The organism is Entomohabitans teleogrylli, from assembly GCF_001484765.1.
Lineage (GTDB): Bacteria > Pseudomonadota > Gammaproteobacteria > Enterobacterales > Enterobacteriaceae > Entomohabitans > Entomohabitans teleogrylli.
Map to the genome: position 1 here is coordinate 539,677 of NZ_KQ947376.1, position 19,992 is coordinate 559,668.

Consider the following 19,992-nt stretch of genomic DNA (forward strand, 5'->3'; position numbering starts at 1 on the left):
CAAATGATTATTTTTTATTCCGACATAAAATTTATGTTAAAAAATAAAATATCGATGTGATGAATATCTCATTTTTAAAGTGCCGGCTGGACAGAAAGATAGCGAACATGGTAGTAATTTAAATCAGCAAGAGGGTGGATTTAAATTAAACAAAATTTAAACCCCTCTCACTTTGCTAAACAATTTAATTGATAGTGCTTTGGATTTCCGAACCATTATCGTAAAGGGTACTTGATCAGAAAGCCCTCAGAGATTTATGTCTCTGAGGGCTTTTTTGTTTTTTCTATCTGAGGAGTAAAAATATGTCTAAAGAACGTCGTCTCTCCAGGATTTTCGCAAAAGATGGTAAATCCGTTACGTTAGCGCTGGATGGCTACTATTTTTCGACAAAAACAAATGGTATTGATAATACGCTAAACCAGCTTCCCGCTCTGGTTGAACGCGGCCTGGATTGTGCGCTGGTGACATATGGCATGTTAAAAAACTTCCGTGAAGTGTTAAACAGCGTTCCTGTCGTATTGCGTGTCGATAGTACGGTGAGTATTTTTGATAATACCGTTCCCGACACAACTCCGGTTTTTTCCGTTGAAGATGCATTAAAAGTCGCGGCGGAAGGCGTGGTTTGTATGACCTTTCCTGGCGCCTTCAACGAAGAAAAAACGCACCTGATGGCGATGCAACTGGCACAGGCGGCGGATTGCTGGAATGTGCCACTGATTGTTGAATCTCTCCCGTACGGTTATCCCGTCACCAGCGATGACTCAAACAACCCGGCCATCATTGCTGCCTCGGCCCGCGCCGCCGTGGAACTGGGCGCGGATGTTATCAAAACGCGCTTCACCGGTAGCGCAGAAGACCGGCTGATCGTTGAAGCCGCCGGCGTGCCGGTGCTGGCACTTGGCGGTCCCAAAACCGGTATTGACGGATACTTTAGATTTGTTCACCACTGTATGCAGGTAGGAGCAAAAGGGGTGGCCGTGGGTCGCAACATTACCCAGGACTCACAGCCCGCAAAAGTAGTCGCTGGTCTGAATGCCATCATCCACGAAAACGCAACCGCGGAAGATGCATACAGCCTCTACATGGCAAAATAACATCGGATATTACTATGTTTTTAAATAACACCATCATTCCTTCAGTCAGAAAATATAAAAACTTTCAGCAGGCATTATCCTGCCCGTCAGAGTATGTACTTTTGTCCGAAGCTAATATCGGCAACCTACAATCGCTGATTGGTAAATGCCACCAAAGCGGCAAGAAAGTACTGGTCCATCTGGAATTACTCGGCGGGTTTAAGCCCGATCAGGCCGGTATCAATTTACTGAAAAGCTATTACAAGGTTGATGGTGTTATTTCTTCCAATCTCTCGGCCCTACGCTATGCCAAAAAAGAGGGATTGTTGACTATTTTTCGGGTATTACTTATCGATTCCCGTTCACTGGATCAGTCAATCGATATTGTTAAACATAACCCACCGGACGCAATAGAAATCTTACCTGCTGAATATGCCTGCCAGTGTCTGGAATTGATTAGCCGGAATTTAAAAGGCTTTGATGTGATATTCATCGCCGGAGGTTTTGTTAAGCGGAAATACCTTGTAGAAAAAATATTCCATGCCGGTTTCAAAGGTATCACCACCAGCGAACCCGGATTATGGTGACAAATAAGGAGTCCACGGTAATGAAAGATGAATTCGTAATGGGGATCGACAATGGCGGAACCGTCACCAAAGCGGCAATCTACGATCGTGACGGTAAAGTCATCGCCATCGCCTCTAAATCCACGCGGATGCTCACCCCCAGGGAATACCACACCGAGCGCGACATCAATGAGTTGTGGGCAGCCAACATTGAGGTGATCAAAAAAGCGATCGATCAGTCAGGGATCGACGCCAGCCAGATTAAAGGGATTGCCGTAACGGGCCATGGTAACGGGTTGTATCTGGTTGATGAAGAAGGCAATCCGGTACGCAACGGGATTATATCAACGGACAGCCGGGCAAAAGCTTACGTCGAGAAGTGGTATCGCGAGCCGACGTTCCTGTCCGACATTCTGCCGAAAACTATGCAATCCATCTGGGCCGGACAGCCTGTCGCTCTGCTGGCCTGGCTGAAGGACAATGAACCCGCCACGCTTGCCAAAGCGCGCTACATTTTTATGGTGAAAGACCTGATCCGCTTTTACCTGACCGGAGAGGCCTTCCTTGAGCTGACTGATATCTCAGGGACTAACCTGATCAATGTGCGCGATCGCGATTACGACGCCCCACTACTGGCCTGGTGGGGGCTTGCCGATCTGCGTGACAAATTGCCGCCCATTAAGCGTTCCACAGACTGCTGCGGCAAAATCAGCGAAGACGTGGCGCGTCTTACCGGGCTTCAGGCCGGAACACCGGTGTCTGGCGGGGTGTTTGATATTTCGGCATCATCCGTCGCCTCAGGGATCAACAGCCTCGACAAACTGGCGATCATCACCGGGACCTGGAGCATCAACGAATACGTCACCGATCATCCGGTTATCGACAAAGATCTGTTTATGACCTCCATCTATCCCATTGAGGGTAAGTGGCTGATCACCGAAGCCAGTCCGACCTCTGCCAGTAACCTGGAGTGGTTCATCAACAACTTTATGGAGAGCGATCGGGACACCGCCGCCGCAAAAGGTTCATCGGTGTATGAGCTGTGCAATATACTGGTCTCCTCTACCACGCCTGATGAAAGCCACCTGCTGTTTTTCCCGTTCGTCTTCGGCTCAAATACCATCCCCGATGCGTCGGCGGGATTTATTGGCGTAAACAGTTTCCATAAAAAAGCGCATTTTCTGCGGGCGATTTATGAAGGCGTGGCCTTCAGCCACCTTTATCACACTGAGCGCCTGCGCAACATCAACCCGAATTTGAGCCGCACCATCCGTATTGCCGGAGGGGTGACTAATTCGCCAGTCTGGCTACAGGTATTTGCCGATATCTTCCAGTCGACGCTGGAGATTGTTGACGTGAAAGAGCACGGCACGCTGGGCACAGCGATGACCGCCGCGGTCATGATCGGCTGGTTTGACGACATTTTTGCCGCTTCCAATGAGATGGTGCATGTCTCACGCACGGTGTCGCCAAATCCGGATAACCACAAGGTGTATCAGGACAAATACCGCCTCTATAAAAACCTGTTATCTGAAATGCAGTCGCCGTGGAAAAGCTGCAGCAACTACATCGCACATTAAGTGAGGAAAGAATGGATCTGAATTTGCAAAACCGTACTGCCATCGTAACCGGCGGCGCCACCGGACTGGGCAAAGCGTTTGTTCTGTCGCTGGCGCAGGAAGGGGTCAATATCTGTTTTACATTTATGCGTGAAGAAGAAAACCCGCAGCAACTGGTTGATATGGTGAAGTCCACCACGAATGTCAAAATCATCGCGGTAAAAACCGATCTTTGCGATGAACAGAGCCGTGAAAATCTGTTTGCGACCTGTATCGCGCAATTGGGTAAAGCCGACATTCTGGTCAATAACGCCGGGATCTGGCTGAGTGGCTACGTTACCGACATCACCCAGCAGGACTGGGATACGGTGATGAATGTCAACCTGAAAGCGGTCTTTCATCTCAGTCAGCTGTTTGTGAATCATTGTCTGCAGCACGCTCAGGCGGGAAGCATATTAAATATCACCTCGCAGGCGGCTTTCCACGGTTCCACCACCGGACATGCGCATTATGCCGCCAGCAAAGCGGGCCTGGTCGCTTTCTCTATTTCGCTGGCGCGGGAAGTGGCAAAGCAGAACATCAATGTGAATAACATCGCCGTCGGGATTATGGATACCGCGATGATCCGTAAAAACATTGAACAGAATCCTGACTACTACGTCAGCCGTATTCCGGTGGGCCGGGTAGCCCAGCCTCAGGAAATTGCCGACATCGGAGTCTTCATGGTTTCTCCCAAAGCCAGCTATATGACGGGAGCCACTCTGGATGTCACCGGCGGTATGTTGATGCGTTAATCTATGGAGAATCACTATGAAATGTCTGGCGATTGCCGATCTTTTTATCAATGCCGCAATGATGGATGCAGGTCTGAAGGCGCTCAGGGATAAAGGGATCGAGGTTGAAGTACGCGAATGGTCACACGAATCGATTGAAAAATTACAGGAGGATAATCTGCGGATTGAGCAGGAAGGCGCGGAAGCCGTAACGTTACCCGACGCCCTCCTCTCTGGTGCAGAGGACGTTGACATCCTCATCACCCAGTTTGCGCCAGTTAACGCCGCGGTATTCGATAAACTGACGAAATTGAAATATGTAGGCGTACTGCGCGGCGGTGTGGAAAACGTTAATCAGCAGGTGGCGAAGGCGCGCGGTATTGAGGTGATGAATACGCCAGGGCGCAATGCCCGCAGCGTTGCCGAGTTTACCGTTGGGATGATCCTGGCGGAAATGCGTAATATCGCCCGCTCTCACGATGCGCTGCGGGACAAGATCTGGCGCAGGGATAGTCCGAACCATCAGGCGATCCCTGAACTGGGCGGCAAAGTCGTGGGTCTGATTGGTCTGGGACACATCGCCCAACTGGTTGCCGGTTTTCTCAGCGGCTTTGGCAGCGAAATTCTCTTTTACGATAAGTACGTGGAGGGTCACGATCGCTATGAAAAAGTCGATTCACTGGATGAGCTGGTACAACGCGCCGATGTGGTATCGCTGCATGCCCGCCTGACGCCGGAGACGGAGAACCTGATCAATGCGCGCCATTTCGCACTGATGAAAAACAGCGCCATTATTGTCAACACGGCGCGCTCGGGATTGATCAATGAAGGCGATCTGATTGCAGCCCTGAAAACCGGAGAAATTATGGGGGCGGCATTAGATACCTTTGATGACGAACCGTTACCTGATGACAGCGCTTTTTATACGCTGGATAACGTCACCATTACGCCGCATATTGCCGGAAGTACTATTGACGCATTCAGCAATTCACCAAAACTATTTTCTGAGATCTTATTGAAGAAACTCAGTTAAATATTAAAAAGCACTATTAAAGGTTTTTATACGGCCCATTGGGTACGGGGTCGCTCGTGCCCAATTCGCCCGCCTTTTAAGGAATCATTATGGATATTATCAACAGCATTATTAGTCTGGGGGCATCAGTGATGATGCCAGTAATATTCTTTATTATCGCACTTTGTTTTAGGGTGAAAATTGGCACAGCATTTAAAGCCGGGATGCTGGTCGGTATCGGTTTTGAAGGGGTCGGACTGGTGATTGGTTTGCTCTTAACCAACCTTGGGCCGGCATCACAGGCCATGGTGGAGCGTATCGGCCTGCACCTGACTGTGGTGGATACCGGCTGGCCTACCGCCTCAACCATCGGCTGGGGATCGCCGCTGATGCTGCCGGTGGTTGTCGGATTTATTGTCATCAACCTTGCCATGCTGCTACTTAAATTAACCAAAACCGTGAATATCGATATTTTCAACTACTGGATATTCCTGATTATGGGATCGGTTGTGTATGCCAGCACCGGGAATTACTGGCTGTCCGTGGGGATCACCTTCGGGATATTTATTTTGACTCTACTGGCCGCGGATTTAACCGCGCCTTACCTGCAAAAAAACTATAATCTGCAGGGGATCTCTTTCCCCCATCTTACCTGTATAACTTACGTGCCGTTCGGCATTGTCTGTAATTACATTATTGATAAAATCCCGCTAATCAATAAAATTAATTTCGACCCGGAAAGCATCAATAAAAAATTCGGCGTCTTTGGCGAACCATTAACGTTGGGTTTTGTGCTGGGGCTGCTACTGGCATTCCTCGCCGGTTACGATATTTCAGGCGCCGTTTCTCTGGCGATTAAAGTCTCAGCCGCTATGCTGCTCCTGCCAAAAATGATTGAGATCCTCGTGCAGGGCTTGTTAATCGTCCGCGATGCTGCAGAAGCCAGGCTAAAGGCTAAATTCCCCGGACGCGATTTTTATATTGGTATGGATACGGCGCTACTGATCGGTGAACCTTCAGTGCTGGCTACAGGGCTACTGTTGATTCCGATGGCGATTGTGCTGTCAATTATCTTACCCGGCAATCGGGTACTGCCTTTTGTCGATCTGGCTTCACTGATGTTTCTGCTGGCAATGGTGACGCCATTCTGTAAGCGCAACATGTTCCGGATGTTCATTACCGGCACCCTGATTGTGACCTGTATATTGTACGTCGGAACGGATATTTCACGGGAATACACTCAGGCAGCGGTCAATTCCAACATCCCGGTACCGGAGGGGATGTCCGAAATAACCAATATTGTCGGCGGCGCCACCACCCCGGTTGGTTGGCTGGCCGTCAAGTTCGGCGAGTTTTTCAGCTCCGCACCTTAACCAAAAAAACCCTTTGCCAAACACAGAGGGTAATTTAGCACCTACCCTCTGAAATCGCCCCCTGTACTGCGCCAGTCTACATGGCTAAGCGCCGGTTTAAGGCAGGCCCGGAGTGGAGAAAAAAGGTGATTAATGGCGGATTTTCGCCAGTTCGTCTTCAGTAAGACCGGTCATCTTCCTATTTCGCCAATCCCGGCAGATAAGCCGCCCCCGTATCAGACAGTGAAATTCTGTCATCTTTCAGAAACAGAGTGTTTCCGGTATAAGAAAAAACCATCGCTACCGCCCCTAATACGTCTCACACAGGCTTGCGGATCATCCCGGAAACACAATCGGCTGGAGAACGAATTCATCTTCCCATATCCTTCCCGGGTATTGCCTCCCGAGCGACGGAAAATAAATTCACATTGTGCGTTATAACGGACGATGCTAGATTCCCTGTACGCTATAACGCACAGAGGTCTTCATGTCGCGCTTTTCCCTCCCTTTTCCCACCATCGCCTCCGGCTTTGTTGCCGTACTGGTGGGCTATGCCAGTTCTGCGGCTATCATCTGGCAGGCCGCGGCGGCGGCAGGCGCAACTACCCAGCAAATTGCCGGCTGGTTCACGATGCTGGGAATTGGCATGGGGATCAGTTCCCTGGGGCTGTCGTGGTGGTATAAAGCGCCGGTACTGACCGCCTGGTCAACCCCTGGCGCCGCGCTGCTGGCTACCAGTCTGGCGGGCCATTCATTGGCTGAAGCGGTCGGCATCTTTATCTTTTCCGCAGCGCTAATATTGTTGTGCGGCGTGACCGGCATTTTTGCGCGCCTGATGCGCGTCATTCCCCATTCACTGGCGGCGGCGATGCTGGCGGGTATTCTGTTACGCTTCGGCCTGGAGGCGTTTAACGGGTTACAGGGTCACTTTACCCTCACGATAATCATGTTCAGCGCCTGGCTGATCGCCAGAAAGTGGTTTGCGCGCTATGCGATTGTCGCCACCCTGATCGCCGGGCTGGCGGTGTGTCTGGCCACTGGCGATTTCCACCCTGGCGTCGGGCAGTCACCCATAGTCTGGCCGCAATTCAGCGCGCCACAGTTTGCCCTGTCATCACTGCTGGGTATCGGTGTACCGTTCTTCCTGGTCACTATGGCCTCCCAGAATGCCCCTGGCGTGGCGACCATGAGCGCTGCCGGCTATCACCCGCCGGTTTCGGCGCTAATGATCGCGACCGGGCTGCTGACGCTGTTGCTGGCGCCGTTTGGCGTATTCTCCATCTGCATCGCGGCCATTACCGCGGCTATCTGCCAGAGCCCGGATGCCCATGAGGATCCCACCCGCCGCTGGCTGGCGGCGGCCGCGGCCGGCGTGTTTTATCTGTTGGCGGGGGTGATGGGCGGATCGGTGACTTCCCTGCTGGCGGCGCTGCCAGCGGCGTTTATCCACACCCTCGCCGGTCTCGCTCTGCTGGGCACCATTAGCGGCAGCCTCCATCAGGCGCTGGCGCAGGAAAATCAGCGCGATGCGGCCATCGTCACCTTCCTGGTGACCGCGTCTGGTATTACGCTGCTCAATGTCGGTGCCGCTTTCTGGGGGCTGATCGCCGGAGGATTATGCTACGCGCTACTTTCCCGGCGGCCCCGGGCGTAACCGCGAAGGCGCCATGCCGGTGATGCTTTTAAAGCGGTTGCTGAAGTGGCTTAACGAACTAAAGCCGCAGGCCAGCGCAATATCAGTGAGTGACAGATCGCTATGGCACAGCAACTGCTGTGCTTTTGCCATCCGCCGCTGCATCACGTACTGATGCGGCGCCATATTTATTGACTGGCGGAACATACGCGCGAAGTGAAACTCGCTGAGCGCTGCTTCGCGCGCCATCTCCGCCAGCGTCAGCGGTTTATCCAGATTGGCTTCGATCCACGCCACAATATTGCGTGTCACCGCCGGCGCCAGCCCCCCTTTCACCGTCGGGAGGCGCCACTGAACATTGCTGTAATGCTGAATAAGATGCGTCATCAGCAGCGTGGAGGCGCTACTTAGCGCCAGATGGTTGGCCTGCTGCTGCCAGTCACACCCCAGCAAAAAATGGCGATACAGACTGGCGATCCGCACATCATCGCCAAAGGTCGTCTCCTGCAGGGTAAAGCTGGCGGGACTGCGATCCCAGATGCGCTCGCCGATTTCCCGCAGATGAACATCGGTACAATAGAAATGGACAAATGACAGGTCGCCGCGAATCTCCCAGCACGACTCGCTCTCTTTCGGCATCAGGCAAAAACGATCCGGCCCGCCGCCGTTTTGCCAACCGCCGGGGGTCTTATGGTAGCTCTCATAACCGTCCGCCACATACAAACTGAGGGTGTGATGGTCGTAATACTAAGTCACCTTATCGTACTTATTCGACCATGCGGCGAGCTGCACGCCGCTATCCAACGCCACAGTATCGTGCAACAGCGCATTATGGTTTTTCAGATTTTCCACTGCACGATAAATAAACGCCATCGCTCTGCCCATCTCCTGCTTCAGGTTCTCAGTCTAAAAAGAGCCGCGCCCGCTTACCACTACCCCGGGCAAAAAAGCGCAAGAATTTGCAAGTACCCGACAAATCCACGCAAACCGGATTGCCGCATCAGGCGTACAACAGTCACTGGACCCAATACAGAATGGATGAACAATGAACGTGTTTCTTTATGGCCTGGTGGTGATTATCTGGGGCACCACCTGGATTGCGATTGTATTGCAGCAACAGAGTAGCGTCGCGATCGCGGTTTCTATTTTCTGGCGTTTTGCCGTCGCCGCCCTGCTGATGCTGGCCATCACCACGGCGCTAAAACGCCTGCGACCGCTATCCATGCGCGACCATCTGTTCTGCCTGGCACAGGGCTGCTGCGTCTTTAGCGGCAATTTTTACTGTTTTTACACTGCGGCGGCCTGGATCAGTAGCGGGCTGGAATCGGTGATCTTTTCGATGGCGGTGCTGTTTAACGCCATCAATAGCTTCCTGTTCTTCCGCCAGCGCCCGCTGGCCCGTTTCTGGCTGGCGGCGGCGCTGGGTATCGCGGGGGTGATCACCCTGTTCTGGCACGATCTGCGGGCCACGCAACTGGCCCCGACGCTATTGGCCGGTATCGGATTAAGCGCGTTAGGCACATATGGATTCTCGCTGGGGAATATCATCAGCGCCCACCATCAGCGTCGCGGTCTGGAAACCCTCACCACTAATACCTGGGCGATGGGCTACGGCGCGCTGATCATGGGCGCATTCGCGCTGGCGCGCGGCGACAGCTTTATCGTGGAATTCAGCGTCCGCTACCTGGGATCGCTATTTTATCTGGCGGTATTTGGCTCGGTCATTGCCTTCGGAGCCTATTTTTCACTGGTAGGGCGCATCGGCGCCAGTCAGGCAGCATACAGTACGCTGCTGTTCCCACTGGTGGCGCTGGCGATCTCCACCCTGTATGAAGGTTATATCTGGCATCTGAATGCCATACCCGGACTGGCGCTCATTCTGGGGGGGAATCTGATCATGTTCCTGCGCCTGCCGCCCCGGCGAACTACCGGGAGCGCAGCAAAACGCGCGGTATAAACAAAGAGACCAGAAAAAACGCCCTTTTCTGGTCTCCTCTGAACTGCCGGAATGAGGGTTTATCAGCGTTGCTCAGTGTTAAACATCGTGGCGTCGGTCGCCATATCGTCAACCACCTGTTTAAGATCGTTCAGGGTCAACGGCGTGTTCTCGTTGCTCAGGGTTTTCCCTTCCCCTTTGCGCACCACTTTCAGCACCGGTTTATTGGTGGTAGCGTCAATCAACTCGCCCTCAAAATAGAGGCTGGTATCCATTGAACGGTGCCCGGTCAGGGCCTGAGTCCCCGCCACTACCATGGCGACCGGGATCACTTCATAGAACTGCAACCCCTCTTTGCTGCTGTCCACGCCGGTAATCGCCCCGCGGAAAATCAAACTGCGCGGCCCCGGGGCGCTGACCAGCGGCAAACGCTGCGCGGCAGCGGCCTTCAGCTTAGTATTGGTGTAGTTGCGAATACCATCCAGAGCGTCCTGGCCGATCTGAGTATTGGGTTTGGGAACCGGATAGTAGACCACCGGGTTATAGACCAGGCTGTCATAATTTTTAATATCAAAATTCGGGTCAATCCAGCGCAATACCGGTTTACCGGTCGCGGATTTCGTTTCCTGTAATCCGGAATAGTTTTTCAGGAAGCCGGAAAATTTTTCAGGCTTAGTCACCGAAGAAGAACACCCTGCCAGCACCAGCGTCGCCGCCAGCGCAGTCACTTTAATAACCGTGGAAATACCCATTGTGTTGATCCCTGTAATGATAGAAATATCCGAAAAATTGTAGCAAACAATTTAACAACGCGCAGGACAAAAAGGTATTTTATGACAGCAGGTTAGCATCAGAAGCTTATTTCAAAAACAATGATTTGTTTTGAAAATGTTTCAATCATTTAACATTTGCAGGGAAAATTATTAATTCTCTCTTTCTGCCGGCCCTGGCGCGCCGCTGGCGCCTTTGCCCGGGACATCCGCCCGGGCTTTCACGCCGACAAAATCTTCACCGCCAGCCATCAGACCTGCGCCGCTTACGGCTTACGGGCCAGCAGCGTAGCAAAACGCAGCCGGATGCGGTTTCCCGCCTCATCGGTTTTATGCAATTCGCCCGGGTTTTCATTGTATTTGACCTGTTGCCAACCGGCATAGTAACGGCTCAGTTCACCGGCCTGAAAGGCAAACGGGAATCCTACATGACAGGGGAAATCATCCGTATCCATCGCCGCGACAATCAGGTTATAGCCGCCGGGCCGGGTGCAGCGTTGCATATTGGCGATAAGCCCCGGAATGGTCTGGGGTTCAAGGAACATCATCACCACCGTGGAGAGGATAAAGTCATATTCGCCATCAAAGGTCAGAGTATTCAGATCGAGCTGCGCGGTATGTAGGTTATCCAGTTGTTCTTCACGGGCGATACGGGTCAGATTATCAATACTCATCGGGTTACGATCCCAGGCCTGGACCTCAAAGCCGCGTGCCGCAAGGTATAAGCTGTTACGCCCATTGCCGCAGCCAAGATCGAGAGCTTTCCCCGGCGCGACCAGCGTTGCCGCATTCAGCACTTCTGAATGGGTTTTTGTCAGGCCATATTTCTCAGTAAAATAATTTTCATCACGGACCGTCATGACATTTCCTTATCAGATTGCGGTGTTGGTAGCGCAGCGTCCAGGGGCGCGCAGTCAACCATCCACGCTGTTGAAAAAATAAAATGTATTTTAAATGCATTTTAAACAATTCATCTCCCGGATACCAGCCTCTCCCGGCGCAGCGGAAACCTGCTACGTTTGATCAGAGGGCCAGCGGAGATTGATCATGTTGAAATACCAGCTCAGTAACACCACCCGTCGCTATCGCTACACTGAGCAGGGCGTCGCTCACGATGTCACTCTGCGCCAGATTATCGCACTGCGTAATATTGGCGCGGTGCGCGCCGGTAGCGCCGGCGGTTGGGTCGAAAGTGAAGATAACCTCAGCCAGCAGGGCAGTTGCTGGATTAGCGACCAGAACAGCGTGGTTTTCGCCGCGGCGCGTATTCAGGGGGACGCGCTGGTATCCGGTCCCTGCGTCATCAGCCACCGGGCGTTAGTCGAACATCACGCCAGGGTGGAAAACAGCACCGTCAGCCATGGCGCACAAATCAGCGACATGGCCAGCGTCAGGGACGCGCTGATCAACGGCGAGTGTCGTATCGGCGGTTCGGCGCGCATTCTTAACGGCAGCCAGATCCTCGCGGCCCGCGGGATGACCGCTGACGACAGACAAATACTGCAGATTTACGATAACGCGACGGTAGCCCGGTCCACTGTTGCCCATCAGAGCCAGATCTACGGCAATGCCATTGTCAATTACGCCTTTATTGAGCATCGGGCGGCGATTTATGGTCAGGCGATCCTGGAAGGCAATGACATCAGTAATGTCTGGGTGTGCGACTGCGCCCGGGTATACGGCCATGCCCGGCTCATCGCCGGCCGCGGCGAGGCGCAGATCCCCACCCTGCGCTACAGTTCCGAAGTGTGCGATAACGCGGTGATCCAGGGCGATTGCCTGCTGAAACACCGGGTACGGGTCTGCCAGAACGCGGTCCTGCTCGGAGGGCCGATCCTGCTGGATAATCATGTGGTGATTGGCGCCAGCGCGCGCATCACTGGCAATGTGCTGATTGAAGATCATGTTCAGGTAACCGACAGCGCGCGTATCGAGGGATTTACGGATGATCGGGTACATATTTTCGGCAACAAGACCATCGCCGGTGTTCAGCACATCACCCGCACCCCCTACTACGGCGTTTATTAACCGACAATCCGCCCGTAAATATTTTGATCGTGGAACTGTCCGTTAAGATATTCCGCCTCTTTCAGGCGCCCCTCAAGGGTAAAACCATTGCGCAGGGCGACCTGGTTACTGGCTTCGTTGCTGACAATACAGCGAATCACAAAGCGCCGCAGCGTACCGGCGGCGCTGAAAGTTGCCATAACGGCCTGTAGCGCCCGTGAAATGATCCCCTGTCCCTGATGATCCCTGTCCAGCCAGTAGCCGATATACGCCGCTTTGTTGGTTGGCTCAATCAGGTTAAAGGAGAAAACGCCGACAATCCGCCCCTGCAACAGAATCAAATACATCCGGGTGTAACCCCGGTGATGCAACTGGTAATTGGCGCGCAGCGTGGTGCGGGAGCTCTCCTCGCCGGTCACATACCGCGGCCAGTCCATCGCCTGCTGGAGCCACGCCTGATTTTTGCGCACCAGCGCATACAGTTCAGCGCTGAATCGCTCATGGGCCGAATGCAGCGCCAGCGTGCTGTCGATGGTAATGATGTCATCCGGCCAGTCGGACACGTCCAGCATGGTGGTTCCTTAGCGATAAGCAGAGCCTCAGCGTAGCACGCGCCTGCCGCGCATGCCACGCCCGGACGTCTCTCAGCCTTTGTCGCGCCGGGATACATAGTTGCGCGGCCCGCGTCCGGTATAAATCTGGCGCGGACGGATAACCTCCAGCGGTTCGCTGTGCATCTCATTCCAGTGGGCTATCCAGCCGAGCGTCCGCCCCACCGCCGTCACGGCGGTAAACATGGTGGAAGGCAGCCCCATCGCCTTGAGGATCACCGATGTATAGAAATCAACGCTCGGGTACAGGCCATTATCGATAAAGTATGGGGTGTGCAGCGCGGCGTCTTCCAGCGCCATCGCCACCTGGAAGAGCGAATCGTTCGAGCCCAGTTCATTGAGCACCGCATGACAGGTTTCGCGCAAAATCGCCGCCCGCGGATCAAAGCGTTCGTAGCGGGAATTCCCGAAGCCAAGGCGGTGGAACAGCTGTGGATTGGCGCGTGAACGGTTAAGAAACGCCGGGATTTGATCCACCGTCTGAATCTCTTCAAGCATACGCATACAGGTTTCGTTAGCGCCGCCGTGCTGCGGCCCCCACAGCGACGCCAGCCCCGCGGCAATGCAGGCGAACGGGTTGGCGCCGGAAGAACCAGCGGCCCGTACGGTATGGGTCGAAGCGCACTGGCCGTGGTCGGCATGGAGGATCAGGATCTGGTCCATGGCTCTTTCCAGTACCGGATTGACCTGATACGGCTCGGCGTTGATGGCAAACAGCATATGCAGGAAATTACCGGCATAGGACAGATTATTGCGCGGGTAGTTAGCCGGCTGCTCAATCGAATACTTGTAACTCATCGCCGCCAGCGACGGCATTTTCGACAGCAGGCGAATCTCCGCCAGTTTGCGGTGTTCCGGGTTGTCCACATCCAGCACATCGTGATAGAACGCGGCCAGCGCCCCCACCAGCGCGCACATCAGCGCCATCGGGTGGGAATCGCGACGAAAACCGCTACACATTCTGACCATCTGTTCGTGAATCATCGTGTGCCGGGTGATGGCATTGCGGTACTCCTGGTACTCTTGCTCATCAGGCGCGTCACCGTTGAGTAAGATGTAACTGACCTCCAGAAAGTCACACTGGCTGGCCAGTTGATCGACCGGAAATCCACGATGCAGCAGAATACTTTTTTGGGTATCAATGTAGCTGATGGCTGACTGACAGCCGGCAGTATTGCGGAAACAGGGATCGAACCCGGTCAGCTCCGCCTGCGCCAGCGGGCGCAGATCCAGTCCCTTGCGTCCCAGCGTCGCGTCAACCACATCCAGATTCAGATGCTGTCCCTCAAGGGTAAGTGTTGCCTGTTGGTTTGCCATATTCGTCCTTTTCGTCTGCAGGATAAATCATCGCCGTACCGGCCGCCCGGTCAGGCAAACATTCACCATAACGATGAGAACAGCGCGATGCTTTGATTCTGAATAATATCCGGCGCGGAATGATGGGATGAAACGGCACATTGCCTCCCGCCAAAAACGCGGGAGGCGCTGAGTGGTTAACGCATCTGGCGATCGTCAACATAGCGGCGCTGGTCCGGCGCCGGCGGGAAATACTGATATAGCCAGGTTTCGCTGATGGCTTCCCCCTGACAGCGCAGGAACATACGCATTTCCACCGCCTCGGTAGCGTCCGAGGTGGGATACCAGTCAAACAGAATACGATAGCCGTCGAAAGGTTCGACGTAGAGAATTTCAATCTGCTTCGCTTCGCCGCTGGAAAGGGTAATCACCGGCTCAATGCCTTTCGGCGCCGCGGCCTTCAGATCGCCGCCGACAAAATCAATGGCAAAGCGCCGCGACCATTTGTCCGGGAAGTGCTCGCCTGGCGCCCAGCCTTCCGGGAAACTGCCCATCCCGGTGCGGGTGGCGTATACCCGGGCCAGCGGCGATTGCACTGGCGGTAGCGAACTCCAGTACAGGCGGTAGGCAAAGTTCAGCGTATCGCCTGCTTTCACCGGTTTCTCCGGCTGCCAGAAGCAGACAATATTGTCGAGAGTCTCGCCGGTAGTCGGGATCTCCATCAGGCCGATAGTCCCTTTGCCCCACTGGTTACGCGGTTCCACCCACAGGCTCGGGCGTTTGTTATACCAGCCCATCACATCCTGGTAGCTGTTGAAATCGTGATCGAGCTGCAGCAGACCAAAACCTTTCGGGTTGTTATCGGTAAAAGCATTGAACTGCAAGCGCTGGGGATTATTCAGCGGACGGCAAACCCACTCGCCGTTGCCGCGCCACATCGCCAGCCGGTCGGAGTCATGGATTTGCGGATGAATGGTGTCGCACATCCGCCGCTCGTTGGTGCCGCAACTGAACATACTGGTCATTGGCGCCACCCCGAGCTGCTGGATATCTTTGCGGGCAAACAGGTGGTTCTCGACATCCATCACCACCCGGGTCTCTTCGCAATGAATAACGAACTTATAGGCTCCCGCCACGCTGGCGCTGTCCAGCAGCGCGTAGACCACAAAGGTGGTGTCGTCGGCCTGCGGGGTTTCAAACCAGAAAGCGGTAAAGTCCGGGAACTCTTCCAGACCGTCGGCATAGGTATCTACCGCCAGCCCGCGGGCGGAAAGGCCGTACTGCCAGGTATTGTCCACGGCGCGGAAATAGCTGGCGCCGAGGAACGAGACCACATCGCGGCGCGCCAGTTCCGGGGCTTTAAACGCCTTAAATCCGGCGAAACCGAGGTCCGATTGCCCTTCCAGTTGCCGGGTATCCACGCCGGCATCGTTGTAATTGAATAATTCGGGGCGAAAATGAATTTCCCGGGCCTGATGGGTTTGCGGATCGACAGAAAACATCCGCACCCGGCGGCGAAATCCCATCCCGACATGGAAAAACTGTACATCGAACTGACGATTTTCAATATTATTCCACAGCGAGTGACCGGCATCATATTGAATGCTGTTATACGCCTGCGGGGTGAGCTTCGCCAGTGTGTCCGGCAGCGGCCGCGGAGCGCCGCCCCAGGGCTTTTTCGCCAGATCCCGCGCCATACTCTGCAGGGCGGAAAAATCGAACGCCGTAGTACGACCATCGGCAATTGCCGCGTCCTGTGCCCAGGCTGTGCGGGAGAACAATGTCGCGAGGGTGGGAGTGCCGCAGGCTGCGGCAAGAGCCATAGAGGCTTTAATAAAACGTCTGCGGTTCATACCGAAAAAATCGTCCTATTGTGTCGATGTCAGTCGCCTCGCCAGCGGCCAGGCAGTAGCAGAATAATGTCGTCAGTTGAGCCGCTCACTGTATGCAAAAATGTCGTTGAATCCAATCTCTTTCCACCCACCGGCACCAATTAATCACCGGCCAGCGGAGAACGCGTAAACTGGCCGCCGCGATGGCGCCGGCTGGCGGCTTTTCTCCGGGGTGACGCCTGTGTGACGCCGGAACATGGCGATGAAGGCTGACGAACTGCTGTAACCCAGTTCCAGCGCCACACTCTCCACCGTTCGGCCGGTTTCCAGCATCTGCAACGCCCGCACCACCCGCAGCCGCTGGCGCCAGACGCTGAGCGACATCCCCAGCCGCTGCCGGCAGTGGCGGTTCAGGGTACGCGCCGTAACGCCGCGCCACGCCGCCAGTTGCCCGAGCGTGCTTTCATCCTCGGGAGCCGCTTCCAGGCGCAGCAGAACCGGCCCCAGCAGCGGATCGTCGCTGAACGGCAGAAAGTTATCCGTCCGCGGCGCTGTCCGTAACTGATCCCACAGCACTGTCAGCAGCCGTTGCGCCTCCGGGGTGTCGCCGGCGCCGTGGACATGATCGCGCAGATGGTCCAGCAGCGCGGTGGTCAACGGATTCAGCGCCAGAGTACAACAATGGGACGGCATCTCCGCGCATAACTCCGGCGCCAGGTAAAAAGAGCAGTGCCAGGACTCATGGCGATTAATCCCCTGATGCTCAACACCGGGCGGCAGCCAGATCCCATGGTGGGACGGCGCCATCAGAAAGCGCCCGTGTAGCTTCACCTCCATCGCCCCGCTCCAGGAATAGACAAATTCGCCCCATGGATGGGCGTGCTGCGGGTAAGCGGCCCAGGCCGGCATACGCGCTACCCGAAACCACGACGGCGCCGGCAGCGCATCCTGAAAAGGCGGAATAAACAGTTGATACAACGGCTGATGGGCAGTGGTCATGGGTTTCCGGAACAGAGGATCGGATGTCTGTTTTGCACTATATGCTGCAATTACGACAATGTCATACTGAGCAACATTCTTTTTCTCAATGAGTTGTGGTCATGTCATTACACAAAGCGCTGGATGGTAAAGCGGCCGGCATTATGACGCTGCTGTGCGTTATCTGGGGGATTCAACAGGTCGCCATCAAAGGGGCCGCCAGCGAGGTCGCCCCGGTGTTACAGGTCGCGCTGCGCTCCGGTATCGCTGCTGTCGCCGTCTGGCTGGTAATGCGCTGGCGTCGGCAACCGCTGGCCCTGTCGCGCCATTACTGGCGGGCCGGGGTACTGGCCGGCACCCTGTTCGCGCTGGAATTTCTGTTTGTCTCCGAGGGATTACGTCTGACCTCCGCCTCGCATATGGCGGTCTTTCTGTATACCGCGCCGGCGTTCGCGGCCATTGGCTTGCAGTGGCGTCTGCCGGAAGAGCGCCTGAGCCTGATACAGTGGCTGGGCATCGGTGTGGCGTTTGGCGGTATCGCGCTGGCGTTTCTTTCCGGCGACAGCGACGCCGCGGCGGCGACCGGCAGCACGCTGGCGGGCGATTTACTCGGATTACTGGCCGGTATGGCCTGGGGCGCGACAACGGTGGTGGTACGCAGTTCCGGTCTGGGCAATGCCCCGGCCACCCATACGCTATTTTTCCAGTTAGCCGCCGGCTTTGTCCTGTTGATGCTCTATGCGCTACTGGCCGGACAGACCCATTTCGCACCCGGCTGGAAAGGCACCAGCAGCCTGCTGTTTCAAAGCCTGGTGGTGGCTTTCGCCAGTTATCTGGTGTGGTTTATGCTGCTGCGTCGCTACCTTGCCTCTCAGCTTGGCGTGCTCTCCTTTATGACGCCGGTCTTCGGGGTACTGGCCGGCGTCTGGCTGCTTGGGGAACAACTACAGCCCGGTTTCGCCGGCGGCGCATGCCTGATCCTGCTGGGGATTGTGGTGGTCAGCGGCTATAACACCCTCGCCCGCTGGCGCCAGCGGCGGCGCGGCGCGCTGGTTAACCCGGTTAATCCAGACTGACATGATGCTTCATCACTCGTTTAAACAGTTGCATGCGCAGCCACATAAAGCGCTTTTCCAGTTGAAATCCCGCCGCTTTATCCACGCCGAGGCGCAGCGTCCAGTCGCTGCGCTTATCGCAGGCCGGCCACGCCAGCGGACCGCCCGGTAACGTCTGTTCGCCACCGGCCTGCCGGGCAAAAGAGACCCAGTAATCCGCCACCTGGGCGGAAAACGCCAGATCCTGCGCGTTTACATAATTGCAGGTCGGCGAAGTGCGGGTCAGGTTGTCAAACACATAAGGCACTTCATTGCCATGCCAGGCGCCGTGTGGGTAAGTCTGCCATTCCGCCTGCGCCACATAATCAAACCAGTAGCGCCAGCAGGGCTGCCCCACTCGCTGCTGCGCCTGCATGACCACAAAGCCCATCGTGGTAAACGCCATATCGCGACACACCAGGCGTCCGAGCGCCATATCGTCCCGGGCGCCGGGGTACAGCAGCTTAATCAGCCCCAGTCCAAAGCGGTGTTCGCGGCGCATTTTCTGGATTTGCTGGGCCAGGTCGACGCCAAAATACTCCATCACGCTGGCTTCATCGCTGTTGCTGCCAATCATCACCGGCAGTGGATGCTGGCGCCCCGCCAGAAAAGTATCCAGCATCGGCAGCGGCAGCACCCGATCACCGCAGACTGGCGCCGGCCCGGTCCGGTGCGGCGGCTCCAGCGACCAGAAACTATCAGCGGGCAAGGCGCGTAGCTGTTGCGCAGTGGCATTCTCCAGCCCAAAGTGACGACCCAGCGCTTCGCCGCTGGCCAGCGCCGACGGGCGGCTGACATCCGGCAGCGTATAGGCGCTCTGGACTATCGCTTTATGGAACAGATTTCCGGCCAGCGGCGAAGCCATCAGCGCCAGAATACTGCGCGCCCCGGCCGATTCGCCAAAAGCAGTGATACAGTGGGGATCGCCGCCAAACAGGCTGATATGCGTTTTCACCCACTGTAGCGCGGCTATCTGGTCCAGCAGAGCAAAATTGTGAGTCGGGCCAAGTGGATCCTCGCCTTCCAGCGCCGGATGGGCAAAAAAACCCAGATGGCCGAGCCGATAGTTCAGCGTCACCACCACCACCCCGCGCTGCGCCAGCGCGCGACCATCGTAGGGCGGCAGACCGCCAGCGCCAATGGTGTAGCCGCCGCCGTGGATCCACACCATCACCGGCAGCGGTTGTGTCGCGTTGCGCGGCGCCCAGATATTCAGATACAGGCAATCTTCCGAGAACACCCCCGGATCGCCGCCCCCCAGCTCTTCGCAATATTCCCGGCTCTGCCAACTGGCCGGCGAAAACCGATCGGCGACTCTTACCCCGGACCAGCGGCGCGGTGGTCGCGGGGCGCGCCAGCGTAGTTCGCCGACTGGCGGCTCGGCATAAGGAATGCCGCGCCAGACCGCCATATCCTCTTCCACCAGACCGAGCAGTGCCCCCTGGGGCAGATGCACCAGCGGGGTATTGGGGTTTTCCATGTATACACTCCAGACAACAG

General features: G+C 55.4%; 17 protein-coding genes and 1 pseudogene. 10 read left to right on the top strand and 8 right to left on the bottom strand.

The window, feature by feature from the left end; translation table 11 throughout:
• Positions 1–302 precede the first annotated feature (302 nt).
• From AQ981_RS02500 to AQ981_RS02530, 7 genes are all read left to right on the top strand, one after another.
• Positions 303–1,094, top strand: a complete 792-nt coding sequence (locus AQ981_RS02500; RefSeq protein ID WP_058910160.1) for a class I fructose-bisphosphate aldolase — start codon at positions 303–305, stop codon at positions 1,092–1,094.
• A gap of 14 nt (positions 1,095–1,108) precedes the next feature.
• On the top strand, positions 1,109–1,660 hold the full coding sequence (locus tag AQ981_RS02505; protein ID WP_058910161.1) for a glycerol-3-phosphate responsive antiterminator: 552 nt from the start codon (positions 1,109–1,111) through the stop codon (positions 1,658–1,660).
• Positions 1,661–1,680: 20 nt separating this feature from the next.
• Entirely contained in the window at positions 1,681–3,219 is a 1,539-nt protein-coding gene (locus tag AQ981_RS02510; RefSeq protein ID WP_058910162.1) for an FGGY-family carbohydrate kinase, read from the top strand.
• An 11-nt stretch (positions 3,220–3,230) separates the two neighbouring features.
• Positions 3,231–3,992, top strand: coding sequence for an SDR family NAD(P)-dependent oxidoreductase (locus AQ981_RS02515; RefSeq protein WP_058910163.1), 762 nt, complete (start codon positions 3,231–3,233; stop codon positions 3,990–3,992).
• 16 nt (positions 3,993–4,008) lie between these two features.
• The gene (locus AQ981_RS02520; protein WP_058910164.1) at positions 4,009–5,004 is read left to right on the top strand and encodes a 2-hydroxyacid dehydrogenase; all 996 of its coding nucleotides are present in this window, start codon (positions 4,009–4,011) and stop codon (positions 5,002–5,004) included.
• 89 nt (positions 5,005–5,093) lie between these two features.
• Positions 5,094–6,356: a PTS galactitol transporter subunit IIC gene (locus AQ981_RS02525; RefSeq protein WP_058910165.1), complete on the top strand. Its 1,263-nt coding sequence runs from the start codon at positions 5,094–5,096 to the stop codon at positions 6,354–6,356.
• 466 nt (positions 6,357–6,822) lie between these two features.
• Positions 6,823–7,989 carry a benzoate/H(+) symporter BenE family transporter gene (locus tag AQ981_RS02530; protein WP_058910166.1) on the top strand — a complete coding sequence of 389 codons (1,167 nt, stop codon included), beginning with the start codon at positions 6,823–6,825 and terminating at the stop codon, positions 7,987–7,989.
• On the opposite strand, the pseudogene AQ981_RS02535 reads toward AQ981_RS02530, so the two are convergent.
• A pseudogene (locus AQ981_RS02535) lies at positions 7,963–8,841 on the bottom strand (helix-turn-helix domain-containing protein). The gene AQ981_RS02530 and the pseudogene AQ981_RS02535 overlap by 27 nt on opposite strands.
• A gap of 172 nt (positions 8,842–9,013) precedes the next feature.
• Here AQ981_RS02535 and AQ981_RS02540 point away from each other — a divergent pair.
• Positions 9,014–9,925, top strand: coding sequence for a DMT family transporter (locus AQ981_RS02540; protein ID WP_058910167.1), 912 nt, complete (start codon positions 9,014–9,016; stop codon positions 9,923–9,925).
• A gap of 62 nt (positions 9,926–9,987) precedes the next feature.
• Here the strand turns inward: AQ981_RS02540 and AQ981_RS02545 are convergent, their stop codons facing one another.
• The gene (locus tag AQ981_RS02545; RefSeq protein WP_058910168.1) at positions 9,988–10,656 is read right to left on the bottom strand and encodes a DUF3313 domain-containing protein; all 669 of its coding nucleotides are present in this window, start codon (positions 10,654–10,656) and stop codon (positions 9,988–9,990) included.
• A 284-nt stretch (positions 10,657–10,940) separates the two neighbouring features.
• The gene (gene tehB / locus AQ981_RS02550) at positions 10,941–11,534 is read right to left on the bottom strand and encodes a tellurite resistance methyltransferase TehB (RefSeq protein ID WP_058910169.1); all 594 of its coding nucleotides are present in this window, start codon (positions 11,532–11,534) and stop codon (positions 10,941–10,943) included.
• 187 nt (positions 11,535–11,721) lie between these two features.
• Here tehB and ydcK point away from each other — a divergent pair, with 187 nt between their 5' ends.
• The gene (gene ydcK, locus AQ981_RS02555) at positions 11,722–12,702 is read left to right on the top strand and encodes a YdcK family protein (RefSeq protein WP_058910170.1); all 981 of its coding nucleotides are present in this window, start codon (positions 11,722–11,724) and stop codon (positions 12,700–12,702) included.
• Here the strand turns inward: ydcK and rimL are convergent.
• The 4 genes from rimL to AQ981_RS02575 all read right to left on the bottom strand — a co-directional run bounded on the left by rimL (position 12,699) and on the right by AQ981_RS02575 (position 17,419).
• Positions 12,699–13,253: a 50S ribosomal protein L7/L12-serine acetyltransferase gene (gene rimL / locus AQ981_RS02560; protein WP_058910171.1), complete on the bottom strand. Its 555-nt coding sequence runs from the start codon at positions 13,251–13,253 to the stop codon at positions 12,699–12,701. The genes ydcK and rimL overlap by 4 nt on opposite strands.
• A gap of 72 nt (positions 13,254–13,325) precedes the next feature.
• Entirely contained in the window at positions 13,326–14,609 is a 1,284-nt protein-coding gene (locus tag AQ981_RS02565) for a citrate synthase (RefSeq protein ID WP_058910172.1), read from the bottom strand.
• Between the two features lie 176 nt (positions 14,610–14,785).
• Positions 14,786–16,441, bottom strand: a complete 1,656-nt coding sequence (locus AQ981_RS02570) for a glucan biosynthesis protein D (protein WP_058910173.1) — start codon at positions 16,439–16,441, stop codon at positions 14,786–14,788.
• A gap of 144 nt (positions 16,442–16,585) precedes the next feature.
• Positions 16,586–17,419, bottom strand: a complete 834-nt coding sequence (locus AQ981_RS02575) for an AraC family transcriptional regulator (RefSeq protein WP_058910174.1) — start codon at positions 17,417–17,419, stop codon at positions 16,586–16,588.
• Between the two features lie 101 nt (positions 17,420–17,520).
• Between AQ981_RS02575 and AQ981_RS02580 the strand changes: the two genes are divergently transcribed.
• Positions 17,521–18,474, top strand: coding sequence for a DMT family transporter (locus AQ981_RS02580; protein WP_058910175.1), 954 nt, complete (start codon positions 17,521–17,523; stop codon positions 18,472–18,474).
• Here AQ981_RS02580 and AQ981_RS02585 read toward each other — a convergent pair.
• On the bottom strand, positions 18,461–19,972 hold the full coding sequence (locus AQ981_RS02585; RefSeq protein WP_058910176.1) for a carboxylesterase/lipase family protein: 1,512 nt from the start codon (positions 19,970–19,972) through the stop codon (positions 18,461–18,463). The genes AQ981_RS02580 and AQ981_RS02585 overlap by 14 nt on opposite strands.
• Positions 19,973–19,992: the final 20 nt, after the last annotated feature.

Coding starts and splice junctions, on each gene's coding strand:
- AQ981_RS02500 (WP_058910160.1), top strand. CDS start 303: ATGTCTAAAGAACGTCGTCTCTCCAGGATTTTCGCAAAAGATGGTAAA.
- AQ981_RS02505 (WP_058910161.1), top strand. CDS start 1,109: ATGTTTTTAAATAACACCATCATTCCTTCAGTCAGAAAATATAAAAAC.
- AQ981_RS02510 (WP_058910162.1), top strand. CDS start 1,681: ATGAAAGATGAATTCGTAATGGGGATCGACAATGGCGGAACCGTCACC.
- AQ981_RS02515 (WP_058910163.1), top strand. CDS start 3,231: ATGGATCTGAATTTGCAAAACCGTACTGCCATCGTAACCGGCGGCGCC.
- AQ981_RS02520 (WP_058910164.1), top strand. CDS start 4,009: ATGAAATGTCTGGCGATTGCCGATCTTTTTATCAATGCCGCAATGATG.
- AQ981_RS02525 (WP_058910165.1), top strand. CDS start 5,094: ATGGATATTATCAACAGCATTATTAGTCTGGGGGCATCAGTGATGATG.
- AQ981_RS02530 (WP_058910166.1), top strand. CDS start 6,823: ATGTCGCGCTTTTCCCTCCCTTTTCCCACCATCGCCTCCGGCTTTGTT.
- AQ981_RS02540 (WP_058910167.1), top strand. CDS start 9,014: ATGAACGTGTTTCTTTATGGCCTGGTGGTGATTATCTGGGGCACCACC.
- AQ981_RS02545 (WP_058910168.1), bottom strand. CDS start 10,656: ATGGGTATTTCCACGGTTATTAAAGTGACTGCGCTGGCGGCGACGCTG.
- tehB (WP_058910169.1), bottom strand. CDS start 11,534: ATGACGGTCCGTGATGAAAATTATTTTACTGAGAAATATGGCCTGACA.
- ydcK (WP_058910170.1), top strand. CDS start 11,722: ATGTTGAAATACCAGCTCAGTAACACCACCCGTCGCTATCGCTACACT.
- rimL (WP_058910171.1), bottom strand. CDS start 13,253: ATGCTGGACGTGTCCGACTGGCCGGATGACATCATTACCATCGACAGC.
- AQ981_RS02565 (WP_058910172.1), bottom strand. CDS start 14,609: ATGGCAAACCAACAGGCAACACTTACCCTTGAGGGACAGCATCTGAAT.
- AQ981_RS02570 (WP_058910173.1), bottom strand. CDS start 16,441: ATGAACCGCAGACGTTTTATTAAAGCCTCTATGGCTCTTGCCGCAGCC.
- AQ981_RS02575 (WP_058910174.1), bottom strand. CDS start 17,419: ATGACCACTGCCCATCAGCCGTTGTATCAACTGTTTATTCCGCCTTTT.
- AQ981_RS02580 (WP_058910175.1), top strand. CDS start 17,521: ATGTCATTACACAAAGCGCTGGATGGTAAAGCGGCCGGCATTATGACG.
- AQ981_RS02585 (WP_058910176.1), bottom strand. CDS start 19,972: ATGGAAAACCCCAATACCCCGCTGGTGCATCTGCCCCAGGGGGCACTG.